Below are 20,678 nucleotides of genomic sequence, written 5' to 3' on the forward strand. Positions count from 1 at the left end.
GTCCTCCTGCTTCATCACGCCGACGGGAATATCAATTCCAGCGCCTGTAGCGAATCTTCCCATCCTGCGCGTTCAAAAATGCCTTGTTGTAAAAAGGCTTCCAGCTGTGGCCAGAGCGCAATGGCTTTGTCCAGCATCGGATCGCTGCCTTTGGCATAGGCCCCGACGCTCACCAGATCGCGGTTGCGCTGGAAACTGGAGAGCAGCTGTTTAAAATGTCGAACCCGTGCGTAGTGTTGCTCAGTAATCAGCGCGGTCATCGCACGACTGATCGACGCTTCAATATCAATGGCCGGGTAGTGCCCGGCTTCGGCCAGACGACGGGAAAGCACGATGTGACCATCCAGAATGGCGCGCGCCGAGTCGGCAATCGGATCCTGTTGGTCATCCCCTTCAGTCAGAACCGTATAAAATGCCGTGATCGAACCCCCGCCGCTGATGCCGTTACCGGCGCGTTCCACCAACGCGGGCAATTTGGCAAACACCGAAGGCGGATACCCTTTGGTGGCGGGTGGCTCACCGATCGCCAGGGCGATTTCACGCTGCGCCATCGCGTAGCGGGTGAGGGAGTCCATGATCAGCAATACGTGCTGCCCGCGATCGCGAAAATCTTCGGCGATGCGGGTGGCATAGGCGGCGCCCTGCAAACGCAGCAGCGGCGACACGTCAGCCGGTGCAGCGACCACCACGGAACGGGCACGGCCATCGGCACCCAGAATATTTTCAATAAAATCTTTAACTTCACGGCCACGCTCGCCGATAAGCCCCACGACAATCACGTCAGCCTGGGTGTAACGCGCCATCATGCCGAGCAGGACACTTTTCCCGACCCCGGAACCGGCAAACAACCCCATACGCTGACCGCGTCCGACGGTGAGCAGGGCGTTGATCGGGCGAACACCGGTGTCCAGCACGTGTTCGATAGCCGTACGCTGCAACGGGTTAAACGGCGGCGTAATCAACGCGCCGGTTTCCGTGGTATCCGGTGCCGGCAAACTGTCCAGCGGTCTGCCACTGCCATCCAGCACCCGACCGAGCAGCGCCGGGCCCAGCGGCAACTGTTTACCGCTTTGCAAACCTTCACCCGTCATGCTGCGGGCATACACGCGCGCACCGGGTAAAATGCCTTCCACTTCTTCCAGCGGCATCAGAAACAGACGATGACCGTTGAAACCCACCACTTCACTTTCCACTTCCTGCGTCTCGTTGCCCTCCTGCCGTTCAATGATGCAGGTCGCGCCGAGCGGAAGTTGCAGGCCTGTTGCTTCCAGCACCAGACCGGTGGCGCGGGTCAGACGACCATAGCGACGCACCGCCGGAAGCTGGGCGATTTTGGCCTCGAAGTTATCCAGCGTGTTCAGCCAGCGCGTCAGTCGAGCCGTCATCAGCAGGCTCCAGGGGCAGCAAGGCGGCACAGTTCCTGCCAGCGCGTCGCCACGCTGGCATCGAGGTCGCCCTCATCCGCCGAGACTTTGCAGCCGCCGTGATGCAACGTTGGATCGCCGCGCAAACGCCAGCCGTGCAGGCTGAGGGTGGCACCAAGCATCTCTTCCACGCGCTGTAAATCATCCGGGTGAACACGCAGTTGCGGTTTACCGCTGAACAGAGGCTCCTGTTGCAGCAGCAACTGGATCTGTTTAATCAACGCCGAGTTATCGACGGTCGGCGTCTGGCCAATCACCTGACGCGCGGCCTCCAGCGCCATCTGCATCAGGCGTGAGGCGATCACGCTGTCAAGCGCGTCCAGCGTGTGCTGGAATTCGCTGACCAGTTGCTGCATCCGCGCGTGGATCGGCGCCTGTTGCTGTTGCGCCTGTTTCTGGCCCTGTTCAAGCCCCTGCGCCAGCCCTTCCTGATAACCCTGTTCGTGACCGGCGGCGCGCCCTTCTTTCAGACCGGCGGCATAACCCTGCTCATGCGCCTGCATCTGAAGATGTGCCAGCTGTTGCTGAAGTATCTGCTCTTCGCTCAACGCTTCTTCTTCGACTTCCTCGATCTCCAGCTCCGGCTCATTTATCGCAGGCGCAAATTCATGGAGTGGGGAAGCCAGATCGTCAGGCAACCAGACCTTCCACGGCGTGGTATCAGACATAGGTATCGTCTCCGCTGCCGATCACCATCTCGCCGGTTTCCGCCAGACGGCGGACAATCAGCAGAATTGCCTTCTGTTCGTTCTCGACCTGAGACATGCGTACCGGGCCACGGTTGGCGAGGTCGTCGCGCAGAATGTCGGCAGCACGCTGCGACATGTTGCGCAGGAATTTCTCGCGCAGCGGCTGCTCGGCGCCTTTGAGCGCGATAAGCAGCGATTCGGAATCCACTTCCTGCAGCAGGCGCTGGACGCTGCGGTCGTCGACATCGACCAGGTTTTCGAACAGGAACATTTCGTCGATGATTTTCTGCGCCAGCTCGCCGTCGAATTCGCGCACAGCGGTAATAACCGCTTCTTCCTGCTGCGTTTTCATCAGGTTGATAATTTCCGCAGCGGTTCTCACGCCGCCCATTTTGCTGCGCTTGAGGTTGGTACCGTCGAGCAGGTTGTTGAGCACTTCGGTCAGTTCCGCCAGCGCCGCTGGCTGGACACCGCCGAAGGTGGCGATACGCAGCATCACGTCATGGCGCATACGCTCGTCGAACAGGGCCAGAATATCGGCCGCCTGCGCGCGCTTGAGATGCACAAGGATGGTGGCGATAATCTGCGGGTGCTCGTCGCGAATAAGGTCGGCGGCGCTCTGCGGCTCCATAAAGTTGAGCGTTTCGATGCCGCTGGTGCTTTCGCGGGTTTCGAGAATATCTTCCAGCAGGCTGGCGGCACGTTCTTCGCCGAGCGCTTTGACTAGCACCGAACGCAGGTATTCGTTGGCGTTGACGTTCAGCGCGGCAAACTGTTCGGCTTCCTGCTCAAACTCCGCCAGCACTTCGGTGAGCTGTTTGTTGGAAATCTGACGCACGTTGGCCATGGCCGAACTGAGTGTTTGTACTTCACGGGTGGAGAGGTGCTTGAACACCTCCGCCGCGCGATCTTCGCCAATGGTCATCAGCAGGATGACGCTTTTATCGATTCCTGTAAGGTTGTTACTCATGTTCGTTACTCATCCACTGGCGAATGACCAGCGCCACAACGCGCGGATCGTTATCTGACATTTCACGAATACGCTGGCTCATCACCTCAGCGCCGAGACGCTGGTTAGCACGACGCTGCTGCACCACTTCGTCTTTGCTGAGGGTAACTTCCACCGCCTCTTCCGTTTCCTGACGAAGTCGGGCTTCTTCCTGCGCCAGCTTGATCTCTTCCTGACGACGAATAAGCTGCGGACGGATGGCTCTGCGCCACAGCAGCCACGCGACCAGCGCCACCAGTAGCCAGCGACCTGCGGACATCAGCTGATCGATAAACATCTGCTGTTTCCAGAACGGCAGTTCGCCACCGGTGTCGTCTGACGCATTGAACGGTGAGTTCACCACGTTCAGGGTATCGCCGCGCGTATCGGTAAAGCCCATCGCTTCGCGGGTCAGATCTTCAATTTGTTTCAGTTGTTCAGCGGTTAACGGCAGCGGTTTGCCGTCCGGCAGGTTGCGATAGTTGACCACCACAGCAACGGAGAGACGCTGGATATCGCCAATGTTCTTTTTGGTATGGCGGATGGTGCGGTCAACTTCGTAGTTGCTGGTTTCGTTACGCTGGGTATTGCGCGGGCCGTTGCTTTCCGTCCGCTGCGTGGTGTTCTGCGCGTTCTGTTGGTTCGCCGGTGGCGTTGACAGCGGTGCGCTGGGCGCCGGGGCAGGCGAGTTGGAGAGCGCGCCCGGTACGCCGCCCGGATACGGGCTGCCGACCTGTTCGCTCTCATTCACCTGACGTGAACGCAATACCGCCTGGCTGGCATCGCCGTTCGGACGATACTGCTCTTCGGTCTGCTCTTTGTTATCAAAATCGATCTGCGCGGTGACCTGCGCATGGACGTTACCGTTGCCGACCACCGGAGAGAGAATCGCTTCAATGCGGCGCTGAATACGGCTTTCAACATCGGCGGCGTACTTCAGTTGCGCGTCGTTCAGATCGCGATCGCCGGTGTTGGATTGCGTCAGCAGATGACCGCCCTGATCAACCAGCGTCACGTTGCCCGGCGGTAAGCCTGCGACCGCGCTGGAAACGAGGTGTACGACGGCGGCGATCTGCCCTTCATCCAGCGCACGCCCGGTTTCGAGATTCAGGGTGACGGAAGCGGAAGGGGACTTTTGTTCGCGGACAAACAGCGACGGTTTCGGCATCGCGAGGTGCACGCGGGCGCTTTTCACCGGGCCGAGGGTTTCGATAGTGCGGGCCAGTTCACCTTCCAGCGCGCGCTGGTAGTTCACCTGTTCGCTGAACTGGCTGATGCCGAATTTTTCCTGATCCAGCAGTTCAAAACCGACCGCGCCGCCTTTCGGCAACCCTTGTTGTGCAAGACGCAGACGCAGCTCGTGCACTTTATCGGCCGGAACTTCAAGCGCGCCGCCGTTGTCGGCGAAGCGATAGGGAACGTTCATCTGCTGTAACTGGGTGACGATCGCGCCGCCATCCTGGTCAGACAGATTCGAAAACAGGGTGCGGTAGTCCGGGCTTTTTGCCCACAGTACCAGTGCGACGACGATTGCGACCGCAGCGGCACTTGCCACCATCAAGGGGATTCGGGGGTTGGAACGCAGGCGATTGACCCACTCTGGAATTTTAGTATGTGGCGTGGTCGTTGCAGTCGCGCTCATTGCGCACCTCGTAAATCCTGGCCAGTGGCGAAAAAGAGATTCAGAAACAAAACAGACTCCCGGGTCGACAATCGCATAAAGAAAGCCATCTCATTATTTGATGCTTCAGGATTTTCTATGCGTTAAATAACCTGTTTTTTTATCGCTAATTAGCGCCTTTATCTTATTGACAAGCTGGTAATCTCATCACCAGAAAAATCTAACCAGGGGATTATCATGGCTGTTCAGGGGATCGAAGGCGTTCTGAATCAGATGCAAATGGCGGTGAGCGCCGCGAAAAATCAGGTGGAAGCGCCTCAGGAGAGCATCAGTTTCGCCGGGCAACTGACCGCGGCACTGGATCGCATCAGCGACACACAGAACACCGCACGCATTCAGGCGGAAAAATTTTCTATCGGCGAACCGGGAGTTGCGCTGAACGATGTCATGACCGATCTGCAAAAATCGTCCGTTTTACTGCAGATGGGGATTCAGGTGCGTAATAAACTGGTGTCGGCCTATCAGGAAATGATGTCGATGCAGATGTAATGACACAGAGACATGTTGCCGCGACTCCTCCCTGAGTCGCCTGGTTTTGGGACGTTATTCAGCCAGCTCTGGCATTTGCTCTAACGCAAACATCAGTACTTTTTCGCCATCCAGTGAGGCGAAGGGTAAGCTTTCGATGACATAAATCGGGCGGGAATCCGCAATAATCGTATTCAGTTCTTCGAGTTTGTATTGCACGTGCGGCGCGAGCAGAAACGCATCAAAAGCAGGGGCGACACTGGCAAAATTCTCCAGCCCCACGGCGCTGATCAGAACCGGGTAACCCTGTTCATCCGCCACCTTTTGCATTTTTTTCGCCAGCGAATTCGCGGTATTGCCGAACAGACAGCATATCAGTAACTTTTTCATGGGTAGGTCCTCCGGGAAATTACCCTTACACTAGTCCCGCCTTTGCCTGAAAAATGAGCGTTACCTCAATATTTATTCGAAAATTCCGAAAGATATCAGCATGAAAATCAATTCTGCATCAGATTTTTCTGCACCGCGAAAGGGTGGCGGAGCGCATCCGTTAATGCCACAATATTTTTTTCTCCGTTTGCAGGATGAGTGATGAAGAAATTAGTCATGGCGAGCACGATGCTGATGCTGGCGGGTTGTGTGCAGGTCGATAATTACAATGCGGTGGTGAAAGCGCCCGCGCCCGCGCAACTGGCGGGTTACTGGCAGTCGAAAGGGCCGCAAAGCGTGATGGTCAGCCCGGAAGCGATAGCCAGCCTGATCATTACCAAAGAGGGCGATACGCTCGATTGCCGCCAGTGGAAGCGCGTAACGGCGGTGCGCGGCAAACTGATGCAGCGTGATGATGATTACTATAACGTGGTCGCGAACAGTAAACTGGCGGCTTACAGCCTCGATATTGACGATGGCATTCTTGAGTATGATCGCCTTGAGCTACAGCGCGTTGACCGCCCGACGCCGGAGTGTGCGGACGCGATGGCGAAAAACGGCTTAGCTGAATAAGCCCTGATAATAATGATTCCCCGGCAGGCGCAACGCTGCCGGGGCGTGTTATCAGAGGATCGCTTCCATCACCCACACGCTGACGCTGCCTGCATTGCAGGTAAAGACTGCGGTGCCTTCCTCGTCGGTTTCAACCGTCTCTTCACGGTTACCCAGAAAATCCACCCAGCGTTTGCCGCCGTAGTTATCTCCGAGCGTCAGCGTTTTCTCGCCATCGTCGCCATTGGAAAGCACCACCACGCAGCCGGGCGCCTCGTCGGTACCGCTGCGGCTGAAGGCGATGCAGTTGGGGTGATCGAAATACAGCGTCTGCACGCCATGAGCAAACCGCTGGCGGGCGTCGATCAGCTCGTGTAACTGCTCGATCACCGGCATGTCAATCTGATACGTATTGCCGTCACCGCCGGTGTCTTCATAGCTGGCGCCAAACAGATCCGGGTAAAACACCGACGGTACGCCGTTTTCACGCAGCAGGATCAGTGCGTAAGCCAGCGGCTTGAACCAGGGTTCGACCGGGGCTTCCAGTGCCTGAAGTGGCTGAGTGTCGTGATTGGTGACCAGCGTTACGGCGTGGAAGGGATCGGCTTCCACCAGCGTGCCGGTGAAAATCTGGCTGATGTCGTAATCGCGACCTTTCAGCGACGCTTCATGAAAATGCATTTGCAACGGCGCATCAAAAAGCATCGTTTGCCCGCCGACCTGGTCGATGTACTGCTGCAATTTTTCCACTTCATGGGACCAGTACTCAGCGACAATAAACAGCGGCTTCGGCGCCACCTCCTGCACGTGCTCGATCCACTCCTTATAAAACCAGGCCGGGATATGCTTCACCGCGTCGAGGCGGAACCCGTCGCAATGCGTCTGTTCCATGACCCAGCGCGCCCAGTATTTAATCTCTTCAGTCACCGCATGGTTGCGATAATCGATGTTTTCACCCATCAGGTAATCGAAGTTACCCATCTCATCATCGACCTGATCGTTCCAGCCGTCGCCGGTGTAGTCGTTGACGATCTTGAACAGGCCGTCTTCATCGGGGTTTTCAATGTGGTCAATGCCGCTGAAGCATTTGTAGTCCCAGATGAACTGCGAATATTTTCCCTGGCGGGCAGGGAAGGTGTAACGGGTCCAGGCTTCGCATTCGATGATCTCATCGTCGATTTGTGTGCGGTCCTGTTCGTTGACGCGCTGCACGCGCACTGGCTCTTTTTCATCCGCGCCCATTTTGTGGTTGACCACCACATCAATCAGCACGGCAATCTCGTGACGTTGCAGGGCGTCGATGGCGGAAAGCAGTTGCGCTTTATCACCGTATTTCGTCGCCACGGAACCTTTCTGGTCAAACTCGCCGATATCAAACAGATCGTAGGTGTCGTAACCCACAGAATAGCCGCCGGACGCGCCTTTGCTGATGGGCGGCAGCCAGATCATATTGATACCGATTTCGTTCAGATTGGGGGCGAGAGCTTCAACTTCCTGCCATAGCTCGCCGCCGGTGGGGTAATACCAATGAAAACATTGTAATAAGGTGGGATTTATCATGTGCCTCACTCCAGATGGCCAACAGACTGACCTCTGGAGTATGGCGTATCCCTGACGAAGGGGGAAATCAGGGATTAAATTCGTTCGGGATAAGAATGTTGCCGGACAGTTTTCCGTACGCGGTGGTCAGCGATTTCTGCTTGCCGGTCTGGTCAATCAGCGTCTGCAGTTCCGACATCCGGGACTGCAGCAGCGTTTTGAGCTCCGACTCGTTGCTGAGGATCTTCACCAGCAGGGCGCGTGCTTTTTCCTGCAGCGTCGCGTTACCTGCCGGTAAAGGATTCAGGGCAATCTCTTCCACTAAAGAGACATATTTGACTTCATGATCTATCAGCTCATCCCACCTCCCGGCCCGGGCGAGGTTGAGCATCGTGTTACTTAAAGCAAAAAGCGCGTGCCAGTTGTGCAGGGATGAGATGAAGTCGGTCATCAGAACGAGTCCTGGGTTGATGGTGAGTTCGGGCCTATCTGTTTCCAGGCATCGGCAATGTTGTCCAGCAACTGTTCAACTTCAGCAATTGCTGCGGCATCATTGCGCAGATTGGCATGCAACAGGCGTCGCACCATATAGTCATATAACGCTGACAAGTTATGGGGCAGATCGCCCCCAACATCCATGTTAAGACCCGCTTTCAGGCCGTTCTCAATGATGTTGATCGCTTTGGACAGCGCTTCGCCCTTGGCGGCGATATTGCCTTGCTCAAGAAACAGCCGCGCCCGTACCATAGAGCTTAATGCCCCATCGAATAACATCACGACAAGCTGATGGGGGCTGGCGCTGAGCACCGCGCTCTCCAGCCCCACTTTCTGGTATGCCTGAGCACCAGAATGGTTATACATATCCTTTCCTTAACTGCTCGAATTGAACTGCTGAGTCAGGTAGTTCGACGTGTTAGTCAGTTTGTTCACCAGCGTACTGAGGTTAGTGAACTGCGTCTTATAACGTGCCATGGTGGCATCAATAGACGCCTGCATATCGTCGTAACGCTTATCCAGGGTTTTCAGGGTGCTGTTGATGCCATCTTTCGCATTCTGCACGATCCCTTCTTTGCCCGTCGTCGTGCTGAGCATCGTGGTCAGGGTGTTATTCATCTGGGTGGCAAAACCGGTGGTTTTACCGTCGCCGACGAAATAATCCTGAATCGCTTCCGGGTTATCGGTTAATGCTTTTGTTAATTTCGTATCGTCAATTTTCAGGTTGCCGAGCGTGCCGTCAGCCGCAATGGTCGGATCCTGAGTAATCCCCAGTTGCGACATCAGCTTATACGCGCCGCTGCCCTGAACTTCCGTCAGCAGACCACGCAATTGAGACTGCACAGAACGCACCTGGCTGTCGCCAATCAGCGGGCCGTTGGTGCTTGACTGCGTGGTGCCCGGATCAACCGCCACATACTTGGTCAGGCTGTTGATCGTGGACTGCAGCGAGTTGTACGCACTCACCCAGTCGGTGATGGCCTTTTTGTTGGCATCAGTGGCGCGCGACACTTCCAGCGTTTCGTCCGCCGTACTTTGACTTTTCGGCGACAGCGTTACACCCGGCAAAACATCAGTAATGCTGTTCGACTGACGCTCAATATCAATGTTATTGACGGTCAGTTTGGCGTTCTGCGAAGCAGACTGAACGGTCATCGCACCGGTTTTGGTGGTTGAATCGTAGCCAATCGCATTCTGTAACGCGTCGTCGCCGGTGACCGTAATCGTCATATCGCTATCGGTACCGGTCGTTTTTGACGTCAGCATCAGGCGATAATCGCCGTCAGTGGCTTTAATGACGCTGGCGTTAACGTTACCGCCCGCGTTGTTGATTGCTTTGGCGATGCCATTCAACGAAGTATCCGCCGAGTCAGACAACTCAATTTTGATCGGATCTTTGGTTCCCGGTTGGGTAATCGTAAGGGTCCGTGTCCCGCCGGTCGTGCTGCCCAGTTGAGTAGAGCTGCTGGCCATGCTGGCGGTGGTTAACACCTGCGCTTTGGCAACTTGCGTCACGTTAATCGTATAGGAACCCACTGCCGCCCCGCTTGTCGTCGTCGCAGTAAACGACGTGTTGGTGCTGGTGACAGAGGCCGAGTTCCAGGTATCCGTTTTCCCTAGCGCCGCCGTAGCGGTCTGGAGACTTTGCAGAGAGCTTTGCAGTTTACCCCACGCACTCAGCTGGGCATTGTAGGTGCTCTGCTGGTTAGTGATGGTGGTCAGCTTGCTCTGTTCCGCGGTTTCCAGCTGGGTATAGAGCGTGTTCAGGTCCAGACTTGTTCCTGCACCGAGGTTGCTGATTGAAGCCATACAAATTTTCCTTGATGTCTGTGGGCGTTTCAGACTCTTATCGGCGCAGTGTCAGGAAAGTTTACACATCAGATGAAAAAATAATCCCCGGAATAGCACAGGCGTTTGTCGGTTTATAATCGGATTGGTTAAACAGAGAAGGGGGCGTCAGGTTTGAGTTTAGATAATAGCCCGGCGAACGTGACGTAATAATAAGGGATAAAAACGGGCTGACGAAAATTTGACTCAAATAAAGATTAAAACAAACCAAAGATAAAACAATAAAATTAAAAGTGGTTATATATCAATAAGTTACTATTTTTTTGAATTTGATTCTAAAGTCTTTTTAACTGCCGCCGATACCCCTGTTGACGGTGAGAGACGCCGTGGGTGTTAGGCACCGACCCTAGAATCCAATATGAAGGAAAATGAATTATGGCAGTTATCAATACTAACCTGTTGTCCCTGACCACTCAGAACAACCTGAACAAATCTCAGTCCTCTCTGGGCACTGCTATTGAGCGTCTGTCCTCTGGTCTGCGTATCAACAGCGCGAAAGATGACGCTGCTGGCCAGGCGATCACTAACCGTATGACTTCCCAGCTGAAAGGGATGACTCAGGCGGCGCGTAACGCGAACGACGGTATCTCTCTGGTTCAGACCGCTGAAGGTAACCTGAACGAAATCAACACCAACTTACAGCGTATCCGTGAGCTGGCGGTTCAGGCAGCAAACGGTACAAATGGTGATACTGATTTAAAATCTATCAATACTGAAATCAAGCAGCGCGTTGAAGAAATCGACCGTATCGCAGGTTCTGCGAACTTCAACGGCAAATCGTTGTTGAACGCTGATGATACATCGTTGAAGATTCAGGTGGGCGCAGGTACCTCTGATAACGATACAATTACTATTGACAGCACTGCGTTAATCAACGCGACATCTGGTAGTTTAGGTGCAGGTCTGAGCACTGCTATCACCGACGATATTACCACCGCACAGGCAGTTATCGATCTTGCTGATGCTGCAATTGAGAAAGTTGATACCGCACGTTCTAACATGGGTGCGATTCAGAACCGTTTTGAATCTACCATCAACAACCTGAACAACTCTATCAACAACCTGTCTGCTGCTCAGTCCCGTATCCAGGACGCTGACTACGCAACTGAAGTTTCCAACATGTCCCGCGCGCAGATCCTGCAGCAGGCTGGTACTTCTGTTCTGTCTCAGGCAAACCAGGTTCCGCAGACCATGCTGTCCCTGCTGCGTTAATTCTTACGCAGAGTCACAAAAAAGGTTGCTGGCAACAGCAGCCTTTTTTATTGCCGATTCAGGCCGCCAGGCAATGTGCAAAATAAGCCGCTAATTGTGTTTTTTATCCTTCCATCACTCTGCGATTGCGGATGTTAATTTATCAAAAACTAGCCTCACTCTGCCTGAACGAGCGCGCTTCAGGTCACGCAACTATTGAGCCGAAAAGAATGACAAAATTTTCTCGCACGCGTGCCATGCACCAGTATTACCGTGATGTTTTTACCCGAACGATCGATCTGCCGGAAGCGGATGTGTTGCCCGCGCACGTGGTCGCCGAGATTTTGCATTACAGCAACAGTGATCTTACCGCCATGAAGCCAACGCTGATGGCCGCGGTCACCGGGCTTGAGGCAGAGAAAGATGAGGCGTTGAAAGCCTTAATGTGTGCCATTACACTGGCGAACCATGCCTTTGATTACAAAAAGCAGGGCCAGCAGCAAACGTATCCCGCAACGATGGCGGAAGCCGTGACCAACTATGTGGTTGCGGCGCTGCAAAAAGAGAAATCGCTTAATTTTGTTGTCGCAGCAGTACAAATTCTGTTCCGGATTAATGAAATCGAATCCACGCTGTTCCTGATTTCCAACAACCTTTCCCTGCTCAGCAATTCCGCTCCGGTGCTGAAAATCCTGCTGCTGATCTGTTTGATGGAAGAAGACGATAACCAGGCGCAGATCGTTATCCAGCATCTGACGGCGGATTCAGCCCTGATTGGCGAAGATCCCTTTACTCTGCTGATGGTGGTCTGCGGCATCTACCGGCTGGGCGGCGTTCCTGAATCGTTTATTGATTTCCGCCCGCTGGCGGAAGCCGAGCCAGTGCCGGATTATTCCCGCTACCAGTGGCGCATTCCGCATGTCGGGAACGGCAAAACCACTGTGCTGGTGGCCTGCGATAAAAAATATTACCTCGAACATGCCCGCGCGCTGGTGGCTTCTGTCTATGACACCAATGGCACGGAATTAAATATTCACCTGCATGTGTATAACTGCGACGACGATCTGGAAGCGCAGGTGCGTGAACTGGCGCAGCGTTTCCCTGGCCTTGCTGTCTCGCTCAGTGCCGAAGCGGTGCCTGCCGTGTATGGGATCAACGTCCATTACGCTTCACGCCGTTTTGTTTTCATGCGCTATGCACTTGAGCAGTTCGCTGCCCCGGTGCTGCTGCTTGACGCTGACTGTCTGGTGCGTCAGCGCTGGCAGGAGACGCTCGACACCATCAACCCGAAAGGGTTGATTCTGACGCAGAACGACGCGGCACCATTGTGGGAGCGGGTGCAGGGCGGGTTCCTCTATGCCGACGCCAGTGAGCCGGGTTTCCGCTATCTGGACACTGTCGCCCGCTTTATCGACCGCAATCTGGCGAGCGGAAATGCCGCTTGGTTCCTTGATCAGGTGGCGCTCTCCTTCGCCGTAGATGTACTTCCGGCGGTCGAACAAATGAAAATTGGCCGGGAGCCGACGTCGCGCTTAATCGATATTAATCATCAGAATACTGCCTTCAGTTGGATCATTACCACGCACAAAAACGGTGATGGTGCATACCAGCAATATAAAACAGCCCTCTGCGAAAAATACCTCGCAGCGCATGAAGCTTACTGAACACACTACGGATGTCGCCTGTGAATATGCAGTACCTGAACCGCCATATGACGCCTGTCGCCCTTCATGCCAGCGCACTGCTGCACGGCATGGCGCTGGCTTTGCCCGCCACTGCGCGGATCCTCGAGTTAGGCTGCGGTAACGCCGGGGGGCTTATCGCTCATGCGCGCGCGTGGCCCCAGAGCGTCTGTATTGGCGTCGACATTGATGAAAACCTGATTGCACAGGCAAGAGCGCAGATCACCACGCTGGCGCTAAACAATATTGAACCGTTTGCCGCCGGGCTGGGCGATCTGCTGGCGGTGGATCCGGGGCAGTTTGACTACATCATTATTCATGGCGTTTTTGCCTGCTCAGGCGCGACAGAGCGTGATGCGCTGCTGGCGTGGTGCCGTGAGCATCTCTCCGCCGAGGGCATTATCTGCCTGCAACATGCGGTGCTGCCCGGCGCCAGTAGCGCACAACAGTTGCGTGACGCGCTGGCGTTCCATCTGCGTCGTGGCGATGAAAACGCCGATCCGCTGACCAGCGCCCGTGGCATTCTGGGTTGGATGGCGATGACGCTGCCTGATGGCGAACTGAAAAACCGGGTGCTGGAGGCGGAAGCGCTGGACGACACCGCGCTCACCTTTGCGTATCTGATCGATTCCGCGCCTGCCGCCTGGTACAGCGATTTTCACCAGCACATGGCGGAACTCGGGTTGTGCCCGGTGGGCGATGCCATCCCGCAGTCTGAGCTGCCGGAGATCTACAGCGATGCGCTGCAACAACTGCACGGTCTGATTTCCGGAAATACGTCACGACCGATCTCTCAGCAGTATCTGGATCTGGCGGTAAGCCGGGCGGAACGCGTAACGCTGCTTTCGGCGCAGGTTAACCAGGCACCGCAGGCGAAACCCGATCTGCAATCTCTGGAGCAACTCCATTGGGCCGGGAGTTTTACCCGCATGCTGACGGATGATGGACGGATCATGAATGGTCACCGTAGCGCCAGCGGCCAGCCGGTGAGTACGCCCAACGAGGTGACGCTGCAAATTCTCGACCTGCTCGGCGGCGCATGGCCGATGAGCCTCAGCTTCGAACAACTGGTTTTCAATACCCGTTTGCCGGAAAAACCTGGCGACACCCGTGATGCGGTACGTGAATCGTTACGCGATCTGTTCCTGATCCACCCGGACGGCCTGCACTGGAGCGCTTTTGCTGGCCCGTATAACGACGTGCAGGGCAGTGAACTCCAGCCGCTGTGTTTGTTGACTGAAGAGACGACAACGACCACAAACCTGTGGGGTGGGGTTGTTGAGGTGACGGCACAGGAGCAGCGGTATCTCCGGTCAGGGTTAGCCGCCACCGACGATGACGCCTGGGACAGCTTTATGTCGTTGCGTGCCAAGGGAATGCTGACAGGCTCAACGGACGCGTGGAAAACAGCGATCCAGCGTTTTTTGCGCCAGGGCGATCCGGCGAAACTGAAACCGCTCATCGCCACGCTGCTGTTGCTCAGTGTCAGTGTGAAGCGCGGAGGACTACTGGCTGACGAGCGCTATCAGGAGCCGAAGGCGGCGTATGATAAGCAGGCCGTAGAAGCCATCTATGCCGAAGTGAACCGGCTGATTAGACTTGGCAAAGCCAGGGAAGCTCGCGACTACGCGCGAGGCCTGCTGGCGGAATCGCCGGATGATCTGCACATTCTGCGCTGTTATTCCCGTGCCTGTATTCTGACCAGCGCCTGGCAGGACGCACTTTCCGCGCTCTGCAAGCTGATGGGCTATTACTTTTCGAGCCTTGATATTTACTTCGACCTGGCGACAGCGCTGCAAAAACTGGAACAGCACTTTTACGCGCGGAAGATCATCCATGGATTGCTGCGTCTGGATGGCAAAAGCGCCGGATTCTGGCACACACTGGCGACGCTTTATCACGCAAAGGGTGATAACCCGATGGCGGAAAAGTGTAGCCGTGAGGCGTTCCGCTATCAGCCGGAAAGTTCCCTCTATGTAGCGATGCTCGGCGTGATCCTCAGCGATAACCAGAAGCTGGATGAAGCCAGATATTTCCTCAAGAAATCCCTTGAACTGTCACCTGATTATTTCGACAGTTTTACCAGCCTGCTGTTTGTGGTGACCCACGACCACCGCCTGAGTCCGGCAGAACAACTGGAGAAACACAAGGAGTATGGCCGACGCGTCGAGGCGTGGGCACGACGCTGTGCTTTTACCCCGGACCGCCGTATCAATACCGATCCGCAGCGAAAACTGCGCATAGGTTTTGTCTCCGGTGACCTGCGCCAGCATCCGGTGAGTAACTTCCTGCTGCCGTTCTGGGACAGTTTTAATCGCCAGCATTTCGAACTGGTGGGCTACAGCGCTTCGCCGGTAAAAGACCGCATCACCGAACACCTGCAAGCCGGGGCGGTACTGTGGCGCGACGCCGAGCTGATGAGCGACATTGAACTGGCGAAACAGATCAATGCCGATGAGATTGATATCCTGATCGATCTTTCCGGCCACACCACCTTTACACGCCTGCCGGTGTTTGCACTGCGCCCGGCGCCAGTACAGATGACCTGGATTGGCTATCCGGGCACTTCCGGGCTTTCGGCGATGGACTACCGCATTCTCTCGACCGGCTGTATGAACCCGCCAGGCCTTGAGAAACAGTTCCTCGAAAAAATCATCTATGTGCCGATGCGTAAATTGTTCGAGCCGGATAAAAACAGCCCGGAAATAAATCTGCTGCCCGCGCTGACCAACGGCTATATCACGTTCGGCAGCTTCAACCGACCGAAAAAAATAAACGAAGAGGTGTTGCGTCTGTGGGCTGAGATATTAATCAAATATCCGCAGTCCCGGTTGTTAATTGGTTTTATGAACGATGCAACCGTGATCCAGAGCCTTACACGGCAGCTCGCGGCGCTTGGCATCGGCGAAGAACGGCTCATTTTCCAGGGGCGCATGCCGCTACATGAATATCTCGCCTGTCATCACCGCGTTGATATTTTGCTCGATACCTTCCCGTATACCGGTGGAACCACCACTAACCACGCGGCATGGATGGGCGTGCCGACGCTGACATTATGCGGCGACACACTCGCCTGCCGTCAGGGCGTGGAAAATATGAACAGTTATGGGCTGAGTCAGTTTATTGCGATGGATAAAGATGACTACGTCAATAAAGCCCTGTACTGGCGTGACCATTTTGATGAACTCAATGCCATCCGACTCGGAATGCGTAACCAAATACCTGTTGAGACGAAAGACGGTTTTAATGCTGCGGAGCATCTGGAATATGCGCTGCGCCATGCCTGGACGCTGTATTGCCAGGGGCAGACGCCGCACTCTTTTGTTATTGACGAAGCAGGTAACGCCACGCGCTTATCGACAGACGGTGGTGGAACCGTTTACTAAAAATACGCTTCGCAGAGGTTTTGATGAAAGACATCTATGTCACCAGCCCGTTGCTTCCGCCACTGGAAGAGTTTATTCCGTACCTGGAGAAGATCTGGGAGAAAAAATTTCTGACCAATGGCGGCGCCTGGCATCAACAGTTAGAAAAAGAGCTGGCAGAATACCTGGGCGTTGAGCACCTGTGCCTGTTTGCCAACGGCACGCTGGCGTTGCTCACCGCGTTACAGGCGCTGCGCATTACCGGCGAGGTGATCACCACGCCTTATTCCTTCGTGGCGACGTCTCATTCGTTGCTGTGGAATGGATTAACGCCGGTCTTTGCCGATATCGACCCGGTGACCTGTAATATTGACCCGGACAAAATTGAAGCGTTAATTACCCCGGCGACATCCGCGATTTTACCGGTGCATTGTTATGGCATTCCCTGCAACGTCGATAAAATTCAAACCATCGCCGATGCGTGGGGCCTGAAAGTCATTTACGATGCCGCCCATGCATTTGGGGTGAAGAAAAATAACCACAGCATCCTGAACTGCGGCGATCTGTCTATTCTCAGCTTCCATGCCACCAAAGTGTTTAATACCTTCGAGGGCGGGGCGATTATTTGCCCGGACGCGCGGATGAAGCAGCGCATCGATTATCTGAAAAACTTTGGTTTTGCCGGGGAAACCACTGTGGTGGCGCCGGGGATTAACGCCAAAATGAATGAAGTGCAGGCGGCATTTGGTCTGGTGCAACTGGGGCATATTGATCATGCGCTGGCGCGCCGTGCGGAAATTTATCAGCGCTATTGTGAGTGGCTGAATGATATTCCGGGGATAGGCACTTTCTCAGTCACCGATGATGTGGAGTGGAACCATGCGTATTTCCCGATCCGCGTGGAAAGCACGTTCCCGGTCAGCCGCGACTGGCTGTATGACGCCCTGAAAGCGCAAAACATCTATTCGCGTCGTTATTTTTATCCGCTGATCAGTTCTTTCTCAATGTACCGTCATCTGCCGTCAGCCGCGCCGGAACGCCTGCCGATCGCCAGCGACATTGCTGAGAAAATACTCTGTTTACCGATTTACCCCGATCTCACCCTTGAAGATCAGGCCCGTGTCGTGAATATTATTCGCCAACAGGTTGGGCTGACTCAGGTGGATAAGGTTGCATGAAATTAGGTATCTACGGAACAGGCGGGCAGGGACGCGAAACGCTGGTACTTGCCCGCCAGATTAATCAGGTTGACGCGCGCTGGGATGAGATCTTTTTTATTGATGATCTCACCAACGCAACGGCGGTATCCGGCGTGCCGGTGTATCGCTTTGAGGCGCTGGATTTTCACGATCTGGAAATTTCCATTGCGCTGGGTGAACCCGCACACCGGCGCACGCTGGCGAACAAAGTGTTAGCAAAAGCTCGCCTGGCGACGCTGGTGCACCCGGGGGTGTTTGTGCCCGACGATACCAACATTGGCGCGGGCGTGCTGGTCGGGCAGGGAGCGTTTATCTCGTGTAACGTCACGCTCGACGATAACGCATTGATTCAGCCCAACACCTACATCAGTCACGACTGTCATGTGGGCGCCCACAGCGTGGTCTGCAGCCAGGTGTCGCTGGGCGGGAAAACGACGATTGGCGAGGGCACGTTTCTCGGCATGAACTGCGTTATCAAAGAGCTGTCGGTGATTGGTAACGATGTGGTGGTCGGCATGGGCTCGGTGGTCACAAAGGATTTGGCAGATAATGCTGTCGCTTTTGGCAATCCAGCCAAAATTCATCGTTCAAACAGTAATAAGCGCGTTTTTAAATAGTCCCCCAGGATACCGTGCAATCCGCGGTATCCATGCATTCCCCTCTCACAACAGGCTAAAAGCGTTTCGCTTAGGGCTAAAAATAACACCTGAATTTTCAGGCAATTGCATCATAAGCTGCAAATAAACGCCGATTTAGACCACTATTCTGCCGATTAAAACCCCTGCAGGAACGGATAATCATGCCGATAACTCAACTATTGCAGGGCTGTTTATCGTGAATTCACTGTATACCGCTGAAGGTGTAATGGATAAACACTCGCTGTGGCAACGTTACGTACCTCTGGTGCGCCATGAAGCATTGCGCCTACAGGTGCGGTTGCCGGCGAGCGTGGAACTGGACGATTTGCTTCAGGCGGGCGGCATCGGGTTATTGAATGCTGTGGAACGTTACGATGCTCTGCAAGGAACGGCATTTACTACTTACGCAGTGCAACGCATTCGTGGTGCGATGCTGGATGAATTGCGCAGCCGGGACTGGGTGCCGCGCAGCGTCCGACGCAACGCGCGCGAAGTGGCGCAGGCGATGGGGCAGCTGGAACAAGAGCTGGGGCGTAACGCCACGGAAACCGAGGTCTCTCAACGACTCGGAATTCCTGTTGAGGAGTATCGACAGATGCTTCTGGATACCAATAACAGCCAGCTTTTCTCTTACGATGAATGGAGAGAAGAGCATGGCGACAGTATTGAATTGGTGACCGAGGAGAATCAACAGGAAAACCCGCTCTTCCAGTTAATGGAAGGCAACTTGCGGCAGCGTGTGATCGAGGCGATCGAAGCGCTGCCAGAACGCGAACAGCTGGTGCTGACGCTGTACTACCAGGAAGAGCTTAATCTCAAAGAGATTGGCGCGGTACTGGAAGTGGGCGAATCGCGGGTCAGCCAGTTGCACAGCCAGGCCATCAAACGTCTGCGTACTAAGCTGGGTAAGTTATAGGATGTTGATGAGTTCATCACCCCTGAAAAATGCCGCACAACCAATGACAACCAGGAGTTATCATGACGGTGCAGCAAGTAAAAAGACGGCCGTTAAGCCGCTACCTTAAAGACTTTAAACATAGCCAAACGCATTGTGCTCACTGCCATAAGTTGCTCGACCGCATCACGCTGGTCAGGCGCGGTGAGATAGTCAATAAAATCGCGATTTCCCGTCTCGACACCTTAATGAACGAAGAAGAGTGGCAACAGGAGCGCCAGGATTGGGTCGCACTGTGTCGTTTCTGCGGCGATTTGCATTGCAAAGAGCAGAGCGACTTTTTCGATATTATCGGCTTTAAACAATACCTTTTCGAACAGACCGACATGAGCCCCGGCACGGTGCGCGAATACGTTGTCCGTCTGCGTCGCCTCGGCAATCACCTGACGGAGCTTAACGTTCCACGGGAGCTGCTGACTAACGGCTATCTGGATGACAACCTGGCGCCGTGGCTGCCTGCCACCAGCACCAATAACTATCGCATCGCCCTGCGCAAGTACGCCCAGTTTCAGGCGCTGACTTCCCCGGTAAAGATGCAAAATCTGGCTTATCCCACAACCTCGGATATATATTAAATTTGAATAAGATGTAGCGTAGTCGTGTTTGCCATTGGCAATAAACACCGTACACTACAGTAACTATTTAAAACTATTGGGATGATGGGAAAACGATGAAGCTAGCTCTAATTGGCCGTCAGGCTCTGATGGGTGTCATGGCGGTGGCATTGATGGCGGGAATTAGCGCCAAAACGTTCGCTGCTGAAAATCTGTTGAATCAGGTCAAAGAGCGCGGTTCGCTGCGGGTTGGCCTTGAGGGAACCTATCCTCCGTTCAGCTTCCAGGGTGACGATGGCAAGCTGACCGGTTTCGAGGTGGAGTTCGCTAATGAACTGGCAAAACACCTCGGGGTGAAGGCTGATCTCAAACCGACCAAATGGGACGGGATGCTGGCGGCGCTCGATTCTAAACGTATCGATGTGGTCATCAACCAGGTCACCATCTCTGACGAACGTAAGAAAAAATATGATTTCTCCACGCCGTACACCGTTTCCGGTATTCAGGCGCTGGTGAAAAAGGGCAATGAAGGCGCTATCAAAACCGCCGCTGATCTGAAAGGCAAAAAAGTGGGTGTCGGCCTCGGAACCAATTACGAAGAGTGGTTACGCGGCAATGTTCCGGGTGTGGATATCCGTACCTATGACGACGACCCGACGAAATACCAGGATCTGCGCGTTGGCCGTATCGACGCCATTCTGGTTGACCGCCTGGCGGCGCTGGACCTGGTGAAGAAAACCAACAACACACTGGCCGTGACCGGTGAAGCGTTCTCCCGTCAGGAAGCGGGTGTCGCGCTGCGTAAAGGCAACGACGATCTGCTGAAAGCGATTGACGGTGCGATTGCCGATATGCAAAAAGACGGTAGCCTGAAGGCGCTGTCTGAGAAATGGTTTGGTGCTGATGTGACCCAATAAGCACCATTGGTTAAAAAAGGCGCTGATTCTGGCGCCTTTTTTTATTTCCCCGGCAAGTGCGTGC

19 protein-coding genes are annotated in these 20,678 nt (G+C 54.7%); 10 read left to right on the top strand and 9 right to left on the bottom strand.

The genetic code is table 11. The annotated features are described in order from the left end of the window. Positions 1-14: 14 nt before the first annotated feature. The 4 genes from fliI to fliF are packed head-to-tail and all read right to left on the bottom strand — an operon-like array spanning position 15 to position 4,743. On the bottom strand, positions 15-1,385 hold the full coding sequence (fliI, locus tag AOY23_RS17530; RefSeq protein WP_054180723.1) for a flagellar protein export ATPase FliI: 1,371 nt from the start codon (positions 1,383-1,385) through the stop codon (positions 15-17). Further along, a complete protein-coding gene (gene fliH, locus AOY23_RS17535; protein WP_054180722.1) occupies positions 1,385-2,092 on the bottom strand; it encodes a flagellar assembly protein FliH in 708 nt (235 codons plus the stop codon). The genes fliI and fliH overlap by 1 nt, the downstream gene beginning before the upstream one ends. After that, a complete protein-coding gene (fliG, locus tag AOY23_RS17540; protein WP_054180721.1) occupies positions 2,085-3,083 on the bottom strand; it encodes a flagellar motor switch protein FliG in 999 nt (332 codons plus the stop codon). Before fliG ends, fliH begins: the two co-directional genes overlap by 8 nt. Continuing rightward, positions 3,076-4,743: a flagellar basal-body MS-ring/collar protein FliF gene (fliF, locus tag AOY23_RS17545; protein ID WP_054180720.1), complete on the bottom strand. Its 1,668-nt coding sequence runs from the start codon at positions 4,741-4,743 to the stop codon at positions 3,076-3,078. The genes fliG and fliF overlap by 8 nt, the downstream gene beginning before the upstream one ends. A 216-nt stretch (positions 4,744-4,959) precedes the next feature. Between fliF and fliE the strand changes: the two genes are divergently transcribed. Next, a complete protein-coding gene (gene fliE, locus AOY23_RS17550; protein WP_054180719.1) occupies positions 4,960-5,271 on the top strand; it encodes a flagellar hook-basal body complex protein FliE in 312 nt (103 codons plus the stop codon). Between the two features lie 54 nt (positions 5,272-5,325). Here the strand turns inward: fliE and AOY23_RS17555 are convergent, their stop codons facing one another. Then, on the bottom strand, positions 5,326-5,640 hold the full coding sequence (locus AOY23_RS17555) for a PTS sugar transporter subunit IIB (RefSeq protein ID WP_038153273.1): 315 nt from the start codon (positions 5,638-5,640) through the stop codon (positions 5,326-5,328). Between the two features lie 201 nt (positions 5,641-5,841). On the opposite strand from AOY23_RS17555, the gene yedD reads away from it, so the two are divergent. Then, on the top strand, positions 5,842-6,252 hold the full coding sequence (gene yedD / locus AOY23_RS17560; protein ID WP_054180718.1) for a lipoprotein YedD: 411 nt from the start codon (positions 5,842-5,844) through the stop codon (positions 6,250-6,252). Between the two features lie 51 nt (positions 6,253-6,303). Here yedD and amyA read toward each other — a convergent pair whose 3' ends face one another. The 4 genes from amyA to fliD all read right to left on the bottom strand — a co-directional run bounded on the left by amyA (position 6,304) and on the right by fliD (position 10,074). Beyond that, entirely contained in the window at positions 6,304-7,791 is a 1,488-nt protein-coding gene (gene amyA / locus AOY23_RS17565; RefSeq protein WP_054180717.1) for an alpha-amylase, read from the bottom strand. 67 nt (positions 7,792-7,858) lie between these two features. Beyond that, on the bottom strand, positions 7,859-8,221 hold the full coding sequence (fliT, locus tag AOY23_RS17570) for a flagella biosynthesis regulatory protein FliT (RefSeq protein WP_054180716.1): 363 nt from the start codon (positions 8,219-8,221) through the stop codon (positions 7,859-7,861). Next, positions 8,221-8,631 (bottom strand): flagellar export chaperone FliS, encoded by a 411-nt coding sequence (fliS, locus tag AOY23_RS17575; protein ID WP_054180715.1) that lies wholly within the window; start codon positions 8,629-8,631, stop codon positions 8,221-8,223. The genes fliT and fliS overlap by 1 nt, the downstream gene beginning before the upstream one ends. Before the next feature lie 9 nt (positions 8,632-8,640). Then, positions 8,641-10,074, bottom strand: coding sequence for a flagellar filament capping protein FliD (gene fliD / locus AOY23_RS17580; RefSeq protein ID WP_054180714.1), 1,434 nt, complete (start codon positions 10,072-10,074; stop codon positions 8,641-8,643). Positions 10,075-10,488: 414 nt separating this feature from the next. Here fliD and AOY23_RS17585 point away from each other — a divergent pair, with 414 nt between their 5' ends. The 8 genes from AOY23_RS17585 (at position 10,489) to tcyJ (ending at position 20,614) form a co-directional block, all read left to right on the top strand. Further along, a complete protein-coding gene (locus AOY23_RS17585; RefSeq protein ID WP_054180713.1) occupies positions 10,489-11,325 on the top strand; it encodes a flagellin N-terminal helical domain-containing protein in 837 nt (278 codons plus the stop codon). A gap of 209 nt (positions 11,326-11,534) precedes the next feature. Further along, positions 11,535-12,968 carry a hypothetical protein gene (locus AOY23_RS17590; RefSeq protein WP_054180712.1) on the top strand — a complete coding sequence of 478 codons (1,434 nt, stop codon included), beginning with the start codon at positions 11,535-11,537 and terminating at the stop codon, positions 12,966-12,968. A gap of 11 nt (positions 12,969-12,979) precedes the next feature. Further along, the gene (locus AOY23_RS17595) at positions 12,980-16,372 is read left to right on the top strand and encodes an O-linked N-acetylglucosamine transferase family protein (protein ID WP_054180711.1); all 3,393 of its coding nucleotides are present in this window, start codon (positions 12,980-12,982) and stop codon (positions 16,370-16,372) included. 23 nt (positions 16,373-16,395) lie between these two features. Continuing rightward, positions 16,396-17,529: a DegT/DnrJ/EryC1/StrS family aminotransferase gene (locus AOY23_RS17600; protein ID WP_054180710.1), complete on the top strand. Its 1,134-nt coding sequence runs from the start codon at positions 16,396-16,398 to the stop codon at positions 17,527-17,529. Continuing rightward, the gene (locus AOY23_RS17605) at positions 17,526-18,167 is read left to right on the top strand and encodes a NeuD/PglB/VioB family sugar acetyltransferase (protein ID WP_054180709.1); all 642 of its coding nucleotides are present in this window, start codon (positions 17,526-17,528) and stop codon (positions 18,165-18,167) included. Before AOY23_RS17600 ends, AOY23_RS17605 begins: the two co-directional genes overlap by 4 nt. Before the next feature lie 217 nt (positions 18,168-18,384). Beyond that, positions 18,385-19,104, top strand: a complete 720-nt coding sequence (locus AOY23_RS17610; protein ID WP_038153294.1) for an RNA polymerase sigma factor FliA — start codon at positions 18,385-18,387, stop codon at positions 19,102-19,104. A 62-nt stretch (positions 19,105-19,166) separates the two neighbouring features. Further along, complete coding sequence (gene fliZ, locus AOY23_RS17615; protein ID WP_054180708.1) at positions 19,167-19,718, top strand: flagella biosynthesis regulatory protein FliZ; 552 nt, start codon at positions 19,167-19,169, stop codon at positions 19,716-19,718. A 95-nt stretch (positions 19,719-19,813) separates the two neighbouring features. Beyond that, a complete protein-coding gene (gene tcyJ / locus AOY23_RS17620) occupies positions 19,814-20,614 on the top strand; it encodes a cystine ABC transporter substrate-binding protein (RefSeq protein ID WP_038153298.1) in 801 nt (266 codons plus the stop codon). Positions 20,615-20,678 lie beyond the last annotated feature (64 nt).

Source organism: Trabulsiella odontotermitis (assembly GCF_001297775.1).
GTDB lineage: Bacteria > Pseudomonadota > Gammaproteobacteria > Enterobacterales > Enterobacteriaceae > Trabulsiella > Trabulsiella odontotermitis.